The following is a 15296-nucleotide window of genomic DNA, read 5'->3' as shown; positions in this document are numbered from 1 at the left end:
TTAGTCCTTTGCCCGCAGAAATTCGCGATTGCGGGAGTGCGGCCTGCCCGGTTATCGGTTCGCGGTATCCTTCGGAGGCTTGTCTACCGGTTTCTATTTCGTACCAGAGGTGTAGCGTGCTTCGACGAACGATCAGCTACGGACTGCCGATTGCGTTGCTCCTTTCGACGCTGACTGGTGTGGCACAGGCTCCCGCAAAGACGGCGGCCAAGGTGATCATCGATACGGATATTGGGGACGATATCGACGATGTCTTCGCGGTAGACCTGGCGATGGTCAGTCCGGAGCTGAAGATTCTTGGGCTCTCCGGGGCGTGGGGCGATACGGCGCTGCGAGGGCAGATGCTCGATCGTCTGGTGTGCGAGACGGGCCGGACCGATATCGCGGTTAACGTCGGGCCTTCGACCAAGCCGGGAACTACCTTTACGCAGGCACCGTGGGCACGGCAGGGGATCGCTCGGTCGCATGGGGATGCGGTGACGTTTCTGCTGGACCAGATTCGGCAGGCTCCGGGCGAGATTACGCTGCTGGCGCTGGCTCCGCTGACGACGATCGGTGCGGCGATCGATCGCGATCCGGCAAGCTTTCGCAAGCTGAAGCGGGTGGTGATGATGGGCGGTTCGGTCTATCGCGGCTACGGCGACCTTGGGTATACGAAGCCGCACGGACCCGACGCCGAATACAACATCGCCATGGACCCGGCAGCGGCGCAGAAGCTCTTTCGCAGCGGCGTGCCCATCTACATGATGCCGCTCGATGCAACGCAATTGAAGTTCGACGAGGTGAAGCGGGCCTTGCTGGCCACGGTGAGCACGCCGATGACGGACACGCTTCAGGTGCTGACAGCGGAGTGGCAACGGTCGACCGGGCAGGCTACGCCGACGATGTTCGACGCGGTCGCTGTGGCGTATGCGGTCGATCCTGCGGCGTGTCCGACGACACCGCTGCACATCGAAGTGGACGGCAAGGGCTTTACGCGGGTGACGCCAGGTGATGTGAACGCGCAGGTTTGCCTGGAGCCGAAGGAGGATACGTTCTTCAAGATGCTGCTGCCAAGACTGCTGGAACAGCGGTTTGGTAGCGGTCAAAGCTGTACACAATCGCTTCTAAAATAGCGCGCCATGTCGGATTGCCGATGTTTGTATCTTGCGCAGCTCTGACCCCAGGACAGCATCATCCGGGTTCCACCCTTGCTATGCATCGAAATCCTCTCGAAGGGTGATTCTCTCTCAGAAGTGCAGGACCGTGTAGATGACTACCAAGCTATGGGGGTCAGCCATATCTGGGTCCTTGATCCTTGGAAGCGGCATGGCTACGTTGCATCGTCGAGAGGCTTTGAGCAGCCCCTCGACCAAAGCCTTTCTATTCCTGGAACATCGATTTACGTCTCCCTCACGGAAGTCTTCGCAGAGCTTGATGAGAACGGGACGCAAAACTAAACGAAGTTTCGGTTGAGCTACTGCTATGCAAGAAGAGGGTAGCCTCGGCTACCCTCTTCTTGCATAGCTATATACGGCTTGTTACTTCTTCTTCGACTTCGGCTTGTTGGGGGTCGTCTTGCGTCCCTCCTGGGCCGAGGCTCCGGGGCTGTCGGGGGTGCTGCCCTGGAAGCGGGAGTGCAGGCCGTCGCCGGGCTGGAGGGGCGAGATACCACCCTTCTTCATAAGCTGGGCTGCAATCTCGTAGATCTCTTCAGGCGCATAATCCGGCGAGAAGAGCGAACGGGACTCCCCGATCACCGGACCCTCTGCGGCGTACTCCGGAGCACCCTTGATGACCTCAAGCGGCTCACCGTCCGCCCAATCAGCCGGGCCGGACCAGACACCGGCGACATCGCCGTAGTCCTCCTCGGAGAAGGTGTAGAGCTTGCGGTGACTGCCGATCGCCTGCCACTTGCGAGCCTCGGGGATCTTCGCGTCATCGATGTTCGGGGTCGGCAGCATCTTGGTGACTTCGACGCCAGTAACCTTGCGGAGCGCCAGAGCATAGGCAGCCTGGTGAACACCGCCGCGCACCATCAGGTAGCCGATCACGTCGCGGGCAGCCTGGTTGGTCGTCATCTGGTAGCAGCGATGTTTGTGCATGCGTGCGCCCGTCTCGAGGAAGAAATTGTGCAGCAGATCGGCTACGAGGTTACCGCTTGAGAAGACATGTTCGCCGGACCAGAAGTGGCCCATCGAGTCCATCACCTGGTGCCCACCGCCGCCCACGATGGTGTGGTGGGTGTTGCGATTGTTCTTAGCCTCTCCGAGTGGCGCGTCGACGGGTTCACCGGCAGGTACACTGTCCTCGAGCATCAGGTTGATGGCGGTTGAGATCAGCTCGACGTGGCCCAGCTCTTCGGTGGTGATGCTGGCGACGAGATCGTAGAAGGGCTTGAGCTTCTTCTTCTCTTTGAAGCCGAAGGACTGGTGCAGGTAGTTGTTGAGCGTCGACATCTCGCCGAACTTGCCGCCGAGCAGTTCCTGGATGGCAGCGGCTCCGTTTGGGTCGGGGCTGGCGGGCTTTTCAAGGGGAATGAGCAATTTCTCAGAGCGAAAAAACATGAAGGACCTTTCTGATCGTAGGGGGTTTACTGGGACGGGTTGACGTGGCGATCACGTCGCCGGGGAGTGTTGCAGACGCTTTGCACCGGGCCTTTGAAGAGCACCCCTGAGGCGCGTTCTCAGGGCATGGCCTTGCGATGCAGCCTGAATGGAAGGGGGATGTGCAGTGACGAATAGCAGGTTGGTTCCGATCGAATTGATGTTCAGCGGACGCACATGCCCGCTTGTTGAGCAGCGCGAAATTTTGACTGTACGCAACCAGGCGACAGTCCTATACTTCCCGTACTTACCCGAGCAGGAGAAAGTATGACGACACCGATGACGTTTCTTCAGGCCATTGCACGCGAAGAAGGCTTTTACACCACAGGAACACGCTCGTGCCGTAATAACAATCCGGGGGATATCGAATTCGGCAAGTTTACGCAGGCGCATGGAGCGACCAGCGGCGATCCCCGGTTTGCGGTCTTTCCTACGCCCGACCTTGGCTTCGCGGCGATGATGGCGCTGTTTCAGGCTCCCGGCTACAAGGGTCTCACCGTGGCGCAGGCGTTGAATCGCTGGGCTCCGCCGGTAGAAAATCAGACGAACGCCTACATCGTGAATGTCTGCAAATGGACTGGACTGACGGCGGACACAGTGATCGATGACTTCCTCGATCAGCTCTATGTCGCACCTGTAGCGCCTGTCCCTCCTGTCACGATCCCGACGACGCTGTCCGACCCGGCCTCCGCTAGTTCAGGACCTTCGCCGCTTCCTTCGCAAAGTACGTCACTATAAAGTCGGCTCCGGCGCGCCGGATGCCAAGCAGCGACTCCATCATGGCGCGCTCCGGCTCGAGCCAGCCGCGCTGGAAGGCTGCTTGGAGCATGGAATACTCCCCCGACACCTGGTACGCGCCGAGCGGAAGGTCGTAGCGGTTGCGCGCCTCGCGGAGAACGTCGAGGTAGGGCATGGCAGGCTTCATCAGCAGCATGTCGGCCCCCTCGGCGATATCCTGGTCGATCTCGCGCATAGCTTCGCGGAGGTTTGCGCCATCCATCTGGTAGCTCTTGCGATCGCCGAACTGCGGGGCAGAGTCGGCTGCTTCGCGGAAGGGACCATAGAAAGCTGACGAGAATTTGGAGGCGTAGCTCATGACGGGCGTGTCCTGCTTGCCTCGCGCATCGAGTGCTTCGCGGATAGCCTCGACACGGCCGTCCATCATGTCGGAGGGAGCGACGATATCGGCACCAGCGGCAGCGAGCGAGGCGGCAGTCTTTGCAAGTAGGGCGACGCTGGAGTCGTTTTCGATGGTGAACTCCTCGCCGTCTCGGGCGACGATGCCGCAGTGACCGTGGGAGGTGTATTCGCAGAGGCAGACGTCGGCAATGGTGACGAGTGAGTCGAGCTTGCGATCCTGCTTGATCGCCCGTAGAGCCTGCTGGACGATGCCGTCCTCGGCCCATGCGCCCGTCCCCTGCTCGTCCTTCTCGGCTGGGAGACCGAAGAGGAGAAGTCCGCCGAGGCCGAGGCTTGCGGAGGCTGCCGCCTCTTTGAGTGCCTCATCGATCGAGAGATTGAAGACGCCGGGCATCGAGCTGATCTCTTTGCGGATGCCCTCGCCGGGACAGATGAAGAGCGGGTAGATCAACGCGCCGGGGTGCAGATGGGTCTCGCGTACGAGCGACCGCATCGCCTCCGTACGGCGCAACCGACGCATTCGCGTAGCAGGGAAGTTCATGTCTCCAGTCTACGGAATCCTCAGGATTCCGGCACGGGAGGGGTGAAGGGAAGCGAGATGTCGGAGGAGCGGATGTGCAGGTCGCGCTGCGGAAACGGCAGCTCGATCTTGTGCTCGGTAAAGAGTTTGAACAGGGCGAAGTACAGATCGGACTTGAGAACGACCGGGCCGTGGGCGCGGGTGCAGGTCCAGACACGCAGGGCGAAGTCGAGCGAGTTGTCGCCGTAGCCGATGAAGACGACGTCCGGCTTTGGATCGGCCAGCACATCGGGATTCTTATGAGCGGCCTCCAGTAAGAGCGTTCGAACCTGCTCAGGATCGGAGTTATAGCCGACGCCGACGGGCACGCTGATGCGGACGTTCGGATCGTTCGCAGTCCAGTTGGTCACCGAGTTGTTGATGAACTCATTGTTCGGCACGATGATGATGACGTTGTCGTTCGTACGAACCCAGGTGGAGCGGGCGGCGATCTTGATAACGTCGCCCTGGGTGTCCTTGGTCTCGATGCGGTCACCGATGCGGATCGGCTGTTCGATGAGCAGGATGAGACCGGCCACGAAGTTCGACACGACATTCTGCAAACCCAGACCAACGCCAACGCCGACTGCTCCGCCGAAGACGACAAGCGAGCTGAGATTGACACCGAGGGATTGCAGACCGATGAAGAGGCCGCCAAGGAAGAGCAGGTAGGTGGCGAAGCGGCCAAGGGCAAACTTCTGCGCCTCAGAGATATGCAGGTGGCGGAAGAGGCGGCCGAGAAGAAGACGCTGCACCATGTGGGAGATCGTGATCAGCAGGGCCAGGAAGACCGCCGCCTTCGCGAGGAAAAGAGGCGTAATAGGCAGAGGGCCAATCTTGAAGAAGGTGTAGAGAATGAGGTGGCGCGACTCGGAGGAGAGAAGATTCATCCAATCAGGCGCGGGCGCAAAGGCTAAGAAGGGTACGATCACATTGATAAGACGCCTTTGTAGTTGACCGAGGTGCCTATCTGATTGGTCTGATGGTCGTGTGGTAGTGCTCCGCGGCTGCATCTGATGGTTTGTTCACAAAGACCGATCGAGGCGGTTGGTACCATGCTCCCGAAATACGTATGCACTGCCGTCGCACTTGCACTGATGACACTCGTTGCTGCAGCCCAGGATACGACGCCTCCACCCGCAGAGCCGACGGCCACTACCTTCTTTGGCAGGTGGGCTCAGTTCTATCGCGAAGACTGGCACGGCAGCCTTCCTGCCTCACCGACCCCGGCGCGGCGTGGTCTGCCCTCTCCACTCGATTCGCCGCCGTTTCCGAGCACCGACTGGTCCTATGGCGGGTCGCCCGTCATCGGCGAGCCGGATGGACAGAGCTACCCGCTGATGAACGCGATCAACGGCGCGAAGAGCCGTACCAAGCTCTATGGCTGGATTGAACCGACTGTGAACGGCAGCACCTCGGGCGACTCCAATCTGCCTGAAGCGAACGATGAAAACTCGAACCGGCTGGAACTCAATCAGCTTGTCCTATATGCCGAGCGCCTGCCCGATACGGTACAGCAGGATCACTTTGACTGGGGCTTCCACCTGACGGCGCTCTACGGAGCCGACTACCGCTTCACGACCTCGAAGGGCATCCTCTCGAGTCAGCTGCTCGACCACAATAACCGGTATGGCTTTGATCCGGCGCTCGAGTATCTCGACCTTTATTTTCCGAAGGTTGCCCAGGGGATGAACCTGCGCATCGGGCGCTACATCTCCATCCCGGGCATTGAAGCGCAACTCGCCCCGAACAACTACACCTTCTCGCACTCCTTGCTGTACTCCGTCGATCCCTTTACGGACACGGGTATTCTCGCGACGGTGAAGCTCTCGAACAAGTGGCTCGCTCAGCTTGGCATCAGTGCAGGTCACGACACCGCACCGTGGAGCACCAGCGATGCAAAGCCGAGCGGGACAGCGTGTCTGAGCTATACGACGGAGTCCGTGAAGGATAACTTCTATCTCTGCGCCAATGGCATCAACACGGCGAGGTACGCGTACAACAACATCCAGCAATACGACCTCACCTGGTACCACAAGTTTTCGAAGAAGATTCACTCGGCTACGGAGGCATGGTTCATGTACGAGCGGGGTGTTCCCGCTGTCGGTGGTCCGATTGCGCTGGAGACCAACTCCAACGGTGCAGCCTGTGCGACAGGGCTTATGCGCTGTACCGCACCGGAATATGCGGCAGTCAACTTCCTGCAGTATGAGATCAACCCGCATAACTCCATCACGTTACGCACCGATTTTCTCAACGACAAGAAGGGGCAGCGCACCGGGTACCAGACACGCTACTCCGAAGAGACCCTTTCGCTCACCCATTGGATCGGCAGCACCATACAATTTCGTCCGGAACTTCGCTTCGATCGTGCATGGGACCGGCAGGCGTATGGCAATGGCAAGCATCAAAACCAGTTCACAGTCGCTTCCGATCTGATCGTTCACTTTTGAACAGAGGATGGCCGCCTGAATTGCCGGCGGCCATCCTCTATCGCTGGTTGCAATTATGCGTTGGGCTTAAGGATCACCTTCGTCCAACCCTCATCGCGATTATCGAAGTGCTTGTACGCATCGGGCGCTTCAGCCAGCGGCAACTCGTGCGAGATGATGATGGATGGATTTGCCTTGCCAAAGTGAATCAGGTTCGCAAGTTCGCGGTTGTAGGCCTTGACGTTGGCCTGGCCTGTGCCGATCTTCTGACCCTTGAACCAGAACTTGCCGAAGTCGAACGCTAACTGGCCCTTCTTCGCCAGGTCGTCCGATGCCCCAGGGTCCTGCGGAATGAAGACGCCAATCACGCCGATGCTCCCCGTTGCCTTGACGGCGTCGACAAGCGAGTTCATGACGAGGTTCGGCACCTCCTTACCCTTGGCGTTGTGGCATTGGTAGCCGATACACTCTGAGCCACAGTCTGCACCAAGACCGTTGGTGAGTTCACGGATCTGGTCGCCAATATCACCGTTCATCGCGTCGATTGGCGTGGCACCAATCTTCTTCGCAAGGGCGAGACGGTCGGCCTTGCCGTCGACGACGAAGATCTGGCTCGCGCCCTGAATACGAGCGGACATCGCAGCCATCAGACCGACAGGACCCGCGCCATAGATGATGATCGACTGTCCCGGCTTGAGATTCGCAAGGCGCGTGGAGTGCCAGCCGGTCGGAAAGATGTCCGAAAGCATGGTGTAGTCGTTCTCTTTTTCATTCGCATCTTCAGGGAGCACCAGGCAGTTGAAGTCTGCGTAGGGGACGCGGAGATACTGTGCCTGACCGCCCTGGTAGGGTCCCATCCCCGCAAAGCCATAGGCTGCCCCAGCCATGCCGGGCATCACGGACTTATCCGAGCAGGTAAGGCAGAAACCCGTCAGACCTTTCTCGCAGTTCGCGCAGAAGCCGCAACCGATGTTAAACGGAAGCGATACTTTGTCCCCTTTTTTGATACGGTCGACAGCCTTGCCAACCTCGACGACCTCGCCCATATTCTCGTGGCCGAGGATCTTGCCCTTCTCGACGTTGGTGCGGCCTTCGTACATATGGAGATCGGAGCCACAGATGTTAGTGGTCGTCAGCTTGATGACAACGTCAGTAAGCTTTTCAATCTTGGCGTCAGGAACGTTGTCAATGGAGACCTTTTTGGGGCCGTGGTAAACAAGAGCTTTCATGCGAATATCCTTTGCTGCGAGACGTACCGTCAGCGTTATGCGGAGAGGGTTGGCGATGGGCGCGAACGAACTGCGTGAGGTTCATCGCTGTAGCGGGCAGAAATCAGGTCGGGACGTTCGCAACCGTGAGCAAGCTCCGGACAGCGCGCAGACTTGCTGCGACCAGCGACCTTGAACGTCAGGCCGAGCCGCGATTGCGCGTTGACTAAACCGTAGGATGCAGCCGTAACGGGTGGAGTTGGGCTACGCTACGGCTCTGAGATGGCCTCGTAGTCAGGTGCGGACCCCGCCGGGGCTAGTACCCACAGGGTGTAAATCCCCATTGCGGTTCCGACCGGAAACTTGATCAGCGACAGGATCGCAGTGATCATAGCGAGGGTTCTACCCCACCGCTTTCGGGTCAACAATCCATAGCCCGTCACGAAGGAGAGAATGGTTCCAGCCACTGTAACAACGGCAATGATTGGCAGCAGGATGTGGAGCCATGATGGAGCCATCGTCCCAAAGCTGCCGCCGAACGGCCAGCTACCGTCCCCAAAGCCATGGAGCGTCATGGCCCGCAAAATCACGATTCCAATGAGACCGCGCACAAGACGGAATGCTCCATAAACGCACCAGAGGACGCCCAGGGTTTGCAGATGTCGCTGGACACGGTTCGCTCGTGCCGGTTCGGCAAGAGCATAGGCTGGTGGATAACCGGCGGTCCCCATTGGCGGCGGCTCCAGCGCAATCCGCGTTCCACATGCCGAGCAGAACCTCTGCTCATGCCCAACGACCCTACCGCAGACCTGGCAAACCATACTGCACCTCAAGCTCTGACTGTAGCTACGCGCGCGCCAGCAGAATGGTTCACAGTCATCCCAACTAAAATAGGAGTTGTGCCTGTCCTGAGTCTTCTCCCCGTCATTCCGTCTCCCCTTGCCGAGACCAGCGCCGTAGCCCTGGAGTGGTCGCGGCTGCGTGAGTATCTCGCCGGTAAAACCGTCTCGCCGCTCGGTCGCGCCTGGGTAACTGCGCTTGAACCCTCCGGCGATCGCGGCTGGATCGACCAGCAGCACCAGCGCACGCAGGAGATCCGCACCATGCTGGTGGCTGGCGGCAGCTTCACCTTCCACGGCCTCTTCGATCCAACGACGCTGCTCGACAAGGCACGGATTGAAGGCTCCGCACTCGAAGGGCTTGAGATCGCCAGTCTGCTCGCGGTCGTCGAGCGTGTCGCCGCGTGGCACACCCTGATCGATGGAGCGCACGACGCCCCCCGCTACAACTGGCCGTCCATCAGCGCCCTCTCTGCTCCGCTGCTGGAGTACGACCTGGCTCCCCTCCTGCGGCTGCTTCGCGGCAAGATCGAGCCGGATGGATCCCTCTCGGACGACGCCAGCCCGGCGCTCCGCGGCATCCGCAAAGCGATGGAGCGGCAGCATCGCGCCATCGAGGAGAGCCTGCGCCGTGCAGCCCGGCAGTTTCGCGAAGAAGGCTCGACGCAATCCAGCACCGAAGACCTGATCACCATTCGCGGCGAGCGTTTCGTGATCCCGGTGAAAGCAGAGTTCAAGCGCAAGGTGCCGGGTGTCATTCACGGCTCAAGCTCCTCCGGCCAGACGGTCTACGTCGAGCCACTGGAGACCATCGAGCAGAATAATGAACTGGTACGTCTGCTCGACGAAGAGCAGGCCGAGATTCACCGCATCCTCGTCGTCATGACAGGGGCGCTCGGGCAAAATGCGACCGCGATCCATCTCGGGTCTGCCATTCTCGCCGAGGTGGAGGCCCACACCGCCCGCGCTCGCTTCGCCATGGAGCTGAACTGTAACCGCCCCATCTTCGGTGCAGAGATCGCCCTGACGGCAGCGCGGCATCCCCTCCTCGAACTGCGCATGAAGGCGGGACACCGCGAAGCCGAGGCGGAGGGTCCAGCGCCCACGCCTGTGCCACTCACGATCCTGCTTCCGCCTGACGCCAAGCAGCTCATCATCAGCGGGCCAAACACCGGCGGCAAAACTGTTTCGCTCAAGACACTCGGTCTGCTCGCCCTGATGGCGCAGGCGGGCGTCCCTGTGCCGGCAGAGGAGGCGAAGCTGCCGCTCTTCAGCGCGATCTATGCGGATATTGGCGACGCCCAGTCGATCGAGCGCAATCTCTCCAGCTTCTCCGCGCACGTCGTCAACGTCGACCGCATCTCCCGCGTCGCCGACGCCGCATCGCTGGTGCTGCTGGACGAGCTCGGTTCGGCCACCGACCCCGAGGAAGGCGCGGCGCTGGCCGTAGCCGTTGCAAGTCACTTCCTCGCGCTCAACGCCTGGTGCGCCATCACGACCCATCTCACCTCGCTCAAGGTCTACGCCGCCAACCATGCTGGTGTGTTGAACGCCGCCGTCGGCTTCGACCAGTACACGCTCTCGCCCACCTACGAGCTGCGGCTCGGCGTTCCCGGAGCGTCCGCAGGCCTGAACATCGCAGCGCGCCTCGGCATGGACCCAACCATCATCGAGAACGCCCGCGCCAACATGACGACTCAGACAGCAGACATTGGGGCGTTTCTCGATCAACTCCACGCCCAGCTTTCGGCAGCAGCGACTGCGCGCGAGACCTTGCAGCAAAGAGAACGCGAGCTGTCGCGAGAGCGAGCCAAGCTTGAGGTCGAAGGCCGCATCGAACAGAAAGCCCGGACGCGCGAGTTGGAGGTGAAGCTCAACTCCCTCATCAGCGACTTCGAGTACCAGCTCAAAGAGACCGTCAAGGCGATCGACGACAAGACCGTCTCGCAGAAGATCGCCCGCGACTCTGCCCTGCGCATGACCCGGCTCAGACGCGAGTTCTCCGAGCAATTCAACTCCACCGTCGTCGCCCACAACACCGGCGCGGATAAGAAAGATCCCGCCGCACAGCCGCACATCCCGCGCGGCATCAAGGTCGGCGATCTCGTGAAGCTGAAGTCACTAGGACGCCAGGCTCGGGTCGATAGACTGATCGACGAGAAGACCTACGAGGTGTCGATCGGACCGATGAAGATGCGTATTGATCGCGCCGACGTAGCCGAGGTGGAGTCAGTGAAGGTGATCACGCCGCTCGAGGCGGCGCGGAAGCGTGGAGGCATCACGATCCAGACCAGCACCAGCGGCGACTCCGACTACATGGCCTCCGAGATCAACGTCATCGGCCGCAATGCAGAGGAGGCCCAGGATGAGGTCGAGCGCTTCCTCGATCGCGCCTTCCTCGCCGGCCTGCCGCGCATCCGTATCGTTCACGGCACCGGCATGGGCGTCCTCCGGCGCACCCTCCGCGAGTTCCTGCGCAAGCATCCGCATGTCACAACGGTCACCGAGCCAGCGCACAACCAGGGCGGTCAGGGTGCTACCGAGGTTGAGTTGCGGCAGTGAGTCAGCTACTTGACCCTGCTCTTGCCCGGCATCGCCAGCAGGTAAAGTCGGAGAAGTTTTCTGTACTCCTCAGCGACTAACTCGCGATCCTTGGGAGTCGTCTGCTTGTAGATCGATAGCAGCGCCTTGATCAGTTCGACAATCACTTGAGCACTGACAAAAGCACGATCCGCCGACATCGTTTTGTGCATCATCTGGAGGGCGTCAGCGATCGTCCTTCGTAGTGGCAGCCGCGTCGCTGGCGTGCGTACAAAGGCGATCGGAGCCCTGAGAAGAGGCAGATACGCAGGCCGTTGCCGTACAAAGTCGAGCGCTCCTTCAACAAAGATATCGGCAAGTCCGGTCTTCGTCAGACGCGACGATGGATTGGATAGGAGTACCTTCCAATGCGCGTCAGACTCGTCCGTATATTGAGCCAGAAGCGCCCGGGCAAGAGCCGGTTTATCGGGAAAGTAATCGTACAGCGTTCCGATTGACGCCTCGGATTGCTCGGCAATCGCCGTCATCGTCACCGGCTCATATCCGTGTTCCCCAATCAGGCGGGCAGCGACCTCCAGAAACTTCGCACGTCGCAACGTAGCTCTCGTTTGCTGGGGCGTACGGCGCGACAATTCAGGAGTTGAGGACACCCTCATATTCTAGGACCAAAGGTAAAGTTGAGGATACCCTCATCTTTTAAGCTAGAATGAGTCATGGAACAAGTCTCTGTTCGACCGAACCTCGTACTCGGCATCTGCTGCCTTAGTCTCTTGCTAGTTGGTATGGACGTCACGATCGTCAATGTTGCGCTACCCGCGATTCAGCGTGATCTTCACGCGAGCCTTTCGGGGCTTCAATGGATTGTCGACGCCTACACGCTTGTCGTCGCCAGCCTGCTGATGCTCTCGGGGTCCATGTCCGATCGTTTCGGACGGCGGCGCGTCTTCCAGATCGGCCTTGTGTTGTTCATCTCCGGATCGCTACTCTGCAGCCTGGCGCATGGCATCGGTCAGCTTGTCGCCTTCCGCGCTCTCCAGGGTCTCGGCGCGTCCATGCTCAATCCCGTGGCGCTGTCGATCATCGCTAATGTCTTCAAGTCGCCGAAGGAACGCGGTAGAGCCGTAGGAGTCTGGGGGGCGGTTGGCGGCGCATCGCTGGCGCTCGGTCCGCTGCTCGGTGGCGCGCTGACGCAGGCTGTCGGCTGGCGTTCGATCTTCTGGATCAACCTCCCAGTCGGTCTCGCAGCGCTTGGCCTCGCGGCTAAATTCATTCCGGAGTCAAAGGCACCGCGAGCACGAGCCTTCGATCCCGTAGGGCAGGCCATGGTCTTCCTCGGCCTGACCACCATGACCTATGCGGTGATCGAGGGACCGCATGCAGGCTGGACCTCTCCGCTGATCCTCGGCCTCATCGCTACGGCAGCCATCGCGCTCGCCATCTTCCTCCTGTACGAACCGCGCCGCACGGACCCACTCGTAGACCTCCGTTTCTTTCGTAGCGTGCCCTTCAGCAGCGCCACGCTTCTAGCCCTATGCTCCTTCTCATCCTTCGCAGGCTTCCTCTTCCTTAATGCCCTTTATCTGCAACAGGCACGCGGATTATCCGCCCTGCACACCGGCCTGTGCACGCTACCCCTTGCGGTCATGATGATGCTCACTGCGCCGCTCTCCGGTCGATTGGTCGGTAGCTACGGAACGCGACCCTCGCTGCTGATCGCGGGCGCAGGCTTCCTGCTCAGCACCTTGATGCTCACTGGCCTGACGACCGCTACTCCGATAGCCCTGCTACTCGTGGCCTATGCGTTGTTCGGAGTGGGACTCGGCATGGTCAACCCTGCTATCACCAACAACGCCGTCGCAGGCATGCCGCTGGCGCAGGCAGGTGTAGCCGCAGCAATCGCCTCCACAGGCAGACAGGTCGGCGCGGCCTTTGGCGTAGCCATTGCCGGAACAGTCGTCAGCGCAAGCCACGCTGCGGGATCGGACTTCACGCATGCAACGCACCCCATCTGGTGGGTCATGACGGGCTGCGGAGCCACGGTCCTGCTGCTTGGCTGGATCTCCAACACCCGCTGGGCACACGCAAGCACAGGGCACGTCACGGAGCTTCTAAGTGGCGTCAGCAGGTAACTATACTTCTCACACATGCGGTTTCTACGTAAGACCAGCCTCTGTAGCCTGCTGCTCCCATTGCTCGTGGCGCAGGCGCATCACGTGGCTTCACAGACGGATTCTGCCACAACACAAGGCCCAACCTCGTACAGACTTAACGTCGTCGTCGACGAGGTGGTTGTAACCTTCCATGCAGCTGACAGCCACGGTCTTCCGATCCGCGACCTCAAGCTCACTGAGCTAAGCTTTCTCGATAACGGCAGGTCACCTCGCAAGGTTCTCGCCTTCGAGGCTCTGCAGGATCGCCCCGTCCGTGCGGGCATCCTCATGGACACGAGCGAGTCGATGGGCCCGTTCCTCGCTGGGAACCGCGCTATCGCCAACGCCTATGCTCAGCGCTTATTGCGTCAGCAAACGGACCAGGCATTCGTGATGGACTTCGGGCACGTCTCGCAGGTCGTACAGCCATGGACGAACAACCCGCCTGCCTTGATCACTGGTCTTCGTAAGATCGCCGCAAGTGGTGGAACTCACGCTGGCGGAACAGCGATCTTCGACTCTATCTACCGAGCATGCCTGAACCAGTTTGGCCATGTCGATCACGCCGCCAGCAGCAACTTCATTCTGCTCTTCACGGATGGCGAGGACAACACAAGCAGCGTCTCGCTGGAAGACGCCGCAGCCGAATGCCAGCACACCAACACGGCCATCTATATCTTCCGTGCCGATGGGCCATCTGCCTTCGGCTCAACTGGACCGGCAACGCTGACAAAGCTCGCTGAGGAGACTGGCGGCCGCATCTTCCACGACACCGGCTCTGCAACAGGCACAGACGACGATCTCGCACCATGGAGGCAGATCTGCGCGACCAGTACCGCATCATCTACAAGCCTGCAGACCTGAAGCGCGACGGCAGCTATCACCGCATTGACCTGACCGGCCCGGAGCGTGTCGACAGCATCACCGTCCGCTCCGGCTACTACGCGCCGCGTCGGTGACGACCGCAGTGTCTCCTCAGCCCGACAGACACTACGGTCAACCTTCTAGTGCGAAGCCGCCATCATCTGTTCGTTGAAGCCGTTCACAAACTCCTGATACTTCTTCTGACCGCCTTCAGCCGCATAGCGCATTGCCTGCACACGCTCCACGTTGATCTCCTTCGCCTCGGGCTGTGTCTTCAGGATCTCCATCACCTCGCTAATGAATTCATCGAGTGGCATGGCGCGCGGATCGGTAAGCTGGCGGTCACCCCCCAACTCCGTCTGCACGTACGGCGGAATCAACTCCAGCACTTCGACCTTCGTCTGCCGCAGTTGGAACCGCAGCGACTCCGTCCACGAATGGATGGCCGCCTTGGTCGCACAGTAGGTTGGCATCATCGCCAGAGGAGCGAACGCGAGGCCCGAGGTTACGGTCATCACGACGGCGGCATCCTGCGCTTCAAGCTGCGGCAGCAGCGCCGCTGTCAATCGCAGAGGAGCGATCAGGTTCGTTGCGACCATCTGCTCCACGGCATCGAAATCCGACGACGCATCCAGCAGATTCTCCGGCCTTGCAATGCCTGCATTGTTGATTAGTACGTTCAGCTTTGGGAAGCGCTCCTTCAGATCTGCCGTCGCTTTGGCGATGCTTTTTGAATCGGCGGTATCGAGCGTGATGTACTCCATACCCGGGTTCGCCTGGGCCGTCTCGCGGAGGACGTTCTCGCGTCGACCGGCGATGATCACCGTGTTGTCCAGCTTGTGAAACGCCTCTGCCAGGCCGCGGCCAATGCCGGAGCCGCCGCCCGTGATTAGAATCGTATTGCCTGTCGTCTTCATGAACCATGTCTCCTGTGCTGCCAGATCAGATGCCTTGCACCACACTAAGCGCACTTCGCTT

15 protein-coding genes are annotated in these 15296 nt (G+C 60.2%); 8 read left to right on the top strand and 7 right to left on the bottom strand.

Translation table 11 applies throughout. The features are described 5' to 3' along the window. Window positions 1-116 precede the first annotated feature (116 nt). Window positions 117-1115, top strand: a complete 999-nt coding sequence (locus OHL20_RS08490; protein ID WP_263382762.1) for a nucleoside hydrolase — start codon at window positions 117-119, stop codon at window positions 1113-1115. A gap of 120 nt (window positions 1116-1235) precedes the next feature. Further along, window positions 1236-1439, top strand: coding sequence for a hypothetical protein (locus tag OHL20_RS25195; protein ID WP_396271823.1), 204 nt, complete (start codon window positions 1236-1238; stop codon window positions 1437-1439). A gap of 81 nt (window positions 1440-1520) precedes the next feature. Here the strand turns inward: OHL20_RS25195 and OHL20_RS08485 are convergent, their stop codons facing one another. After that, entirely contained in the window at window positions 1521-2546 is a 1026-nt protein-coding gene (locus OHL20_RS08485; protein ID WP_263382761.1) for a manganese catalase family protein, read from the bottom strand. Window positions 2547-2852: 306 nt separating this feature from the next. Between OHL20_RS08485 and OHL20_RS08480 the strand changes: the two genes are divergently transcribed. Beyond that, window positions 2853-3323 carry a hypothetical protein gene (locus OHL20_RS08480; protein WP_263382760.1) on the top strand — a complete coding sequence of 157 codons (471 nt, stop codon included), beginning with the start codon at window positions 2853-2855 and terminating at the stop codon, window positions 3321-3323. Here the strand turns inward: OHL20_RS08480 and hemB are convergent. Together hemB and OHL20_RS08470 are read right to left on the bottom strand one after the other, a co-directional pair. Then, window positions 3277-4266, bottom strand: a complete 990-nt coding sequence (hemB, locus tag OHL20_RS08475; protein WP_263382759.1) for a porphobilinogen synthase — start codon at window positions 4264-4266, stop codon at window positions 3277-3279. The two genes, OHL20_RS08480 and hemB, sit on opposite strands and share 47 nt — an antisense overlap. 20 nt (window positions 4267-4286) lie before the next feature. After that, complete coding sequence (locus tag OHL20_RS08470; RefSeq protein WP_263382758.1) at window positions 4287-5216, bottom strand: mechanosensitive ion channel family protein; 930 nt, start codon at window positions 5214-5216, stop codon at window positions 4287-4289. Between the two features lie 123 nt (window positions 5217-5339). Here OHL20_RS08470 and OHL20_RS08465 point away from each other — a divergent pair, with 123 nt between their 5' ends. Further along, window positions 5340-6737 (top strand): porin, encoded by a 1398-nt coding sequence (locus OHL20_RS08465; protein WP_263382757.1) that lies wholly within the window; start codon window positions 5340-5342, stop codon window positions 6735-6737. A gap of 53 nt (window positions 6738-6790) precedes the next feature. On the opposite strand, the gene OHL20_RS08460 is transcribed toward OHL20_RS08465, so the two are convergent. Further along, window positions 6791-7945: a glutathione-independent formaldehyde dehydrogenase gene (locus OHL20_RS08460; RefSeq protein ID WP_263382756.1), complete on the bottom strand. Its 1155-nt coding sequence runs from the start codon at window positions 7943-7945 to the stop codon at window positions 6791-6793. 248 nt (window positions 7946-8193) lie between these two features. Continuing rightward, on the bottom strand, window positions 8194-8655 hold the full coding sequence (locus tag OHL20_RS08455) for a hypothetical protein (protein WP_263382755.1): 462 nt from the start codon (window positions 8653-8655) through the stop codon (window positions 8194-8196). Window positions 8656-8709: 54 nt separating this feature from the next. On the opposite strand from OHL20_RS08455, the gene OHL20_RS08450 reads away from it, so the two are divergent. Further along, window positions 8710-11325: an endonuclease MutS2 gene (locus OHL20_RS08450; RefSeq protein ID WP_263382754.1), complete on the top strand. Its 2616-nt coding sequence runs from the start codon at window positions 8710-8712 to the stop codon at window positions 11323-11325. A gap of 5 nt (window positions 11326-11330) precedes the next feature. On the opposite strand, the gene OHL20_RS08445 is transcribed toward OHL20_RS08450, so the two are convergent. Further along, window positions 11331-11900: a TetR/AcrR family transcriptional regulator gene (locus OHL20_RS08445; RefSeq protein ID WP_263382753.1), complete on the bottom strand. Its 570-nt coding sequence runs from the start codon at window positions 11898-11900 to the stop codon at window positions 11331-11333. A gap of 117 nt (window positions 11901-12017) precedes the next feature. Here OHL20_RS08445 and OHL20_RS08440 point away from each other — a divergent pair, with 117 nt between their 5' ends. The 3 genes from OHL20_RS08440 to OHL20_RS08430 are packed head-to-tail and all read left to right on the top strand — an operon-like array spanning window position 12018 to window position 14413. Beyond that, a complete protein-coding gene (locus OHL20_RS08440) occupies window positions 12018-13433 on the top strand; it encodes an MFS transporter (protein WP_263382752.1) in 1416 nt (471 codons plus the stop codon). A 15-nt stretch (window positions 13434-13448) separates the two neighbouring features. After that, the gene (locus OHL20_RS08435) at window positions 13449-14318 is read left to right on the top strand and encodes a VWA domain-containing protein (protein WP_263382751.1); all 870 of its coding nucleotides are present in this window, start codon (window positions 13449-13451) and stop codon (window positions 14316-14318) included. Then, window positions 14264-14413 (top strand): hypothetical protein, encoded by a 150-nt coding sequence (locus tag OHL20_RS08430; RefSeq protein ID WP_263382750.1) that lies wholly within the window; start codon window positions 14264-14266, stop codon window positions 14411-14413. Before OHL20_RS08435 ends, OHL20_RS08430 begins: the two co-directional genes overlap by 55 nt. A 45-nt stretch (window positions 14414-14458) precedes the next feature. Here OHL20_RS08430 and OHL20_RS08425 read toward each other — a convergent pair whose 3' ends face one another. After that, window positions 14459-15235, bottom strand: coding sequence for an SDR family oxidoreductase (locus tag OHL20_RS08425; protein WP_263382749.1), 777 nt, complete (start codon window positions 15233-15235; stop codon window positions 14459-14461). Between the last annotated feature and the right edge of the window lie 61 nt (window positions 15236-15296).

The organism is Granulicella arctica, from assembly GCF_025685605.1.
Taxonomy (GTDB): Bacteria; Acidobacteriota; Terriglobia; order Terriglobales; family Acidobacteriaceae; genus Edaphobacter; species Edaphobacter arcticus.
Note: the sequence above shows the minus strand (reverse complement) of the source record. Positions and strands in the feature narration are given on the sequence as shown.

Coding starts and splice junctions, on each gene's coding strand:
- OHL20_RS08485 (WP_263382761.1), bottom strand. CDS start 2,546: ATGTTTTTTCGCTCTGAGAAATTGCTCATTCCCCTTGAAAAGCCCGCC.
- OHL20_RS08480 (WP_263382760.1), top strand. CDS start 2,853: ATGACGACACCGATGACGTTTCTTCAGGCCATTGCACGCGAAGAAGGC.
- hemB (WP_263382759.1), bottom strand. CDS start 4,266: ATGAACTTCCCTGCTACGCGAATGCGTCGGTTGCGCCGTACGGAGGCG.
- OHL20_RS08465 (WP_263382757.1), top strand. CDS start 5,340: ATGCTCCCGAAATACGTATGCACTGCCGTCGCACTTGCACTGATGACA.
- OHL20_RS08460 (WP_263382756.1), bottom strand. CDS start 7,945: ATGAAAGCTCTTGTTTACCACGGCCCCAAAAAGGTCTCCATTGACAAC.
- OHL20_RS08455 (WP_263382755.1), bottom strand. CDS start 8,655: ATGGGGACCGCCGGTTATCCACCAGCCTATGCTCTTGCCGAACCGGCA.
- OHL20_RS08450 (WP_263382754.1), top strand. CDS start 8,710: ATGCCCAACGACCCTACCGCAGACCTGGCAAACCATACTGCACCTCAA.
- OHL20_RS08440 (WP_263382752.1), top strand. CDS start 12,018: ATGGAACAAGTCTCTGTTCGACCGAACCTCGTACTCGGCATCTGCTGC.
- OHL20_RS08435 (WP_263382751.1), top strand. CDS start 13,449: ATGCGGTTTCTACGTAAGACCAGCCTCTGTAGCCTGCTGCTCCCATTG.
- OHL20_RS08430 (WP_263382750.1), top strand. CDS start 14,264: ATGGAGGCAGATCTGCGCGACCAGTACCGCATCATCTACAAGCCTGCA.
- OHL20_RS08425 (WP_263382749.1), bottom strand. CDS start 15,235: ATGAAGACGACAGGCAATACGATTCTAATCACGGGCGGCGGCTCCGGC.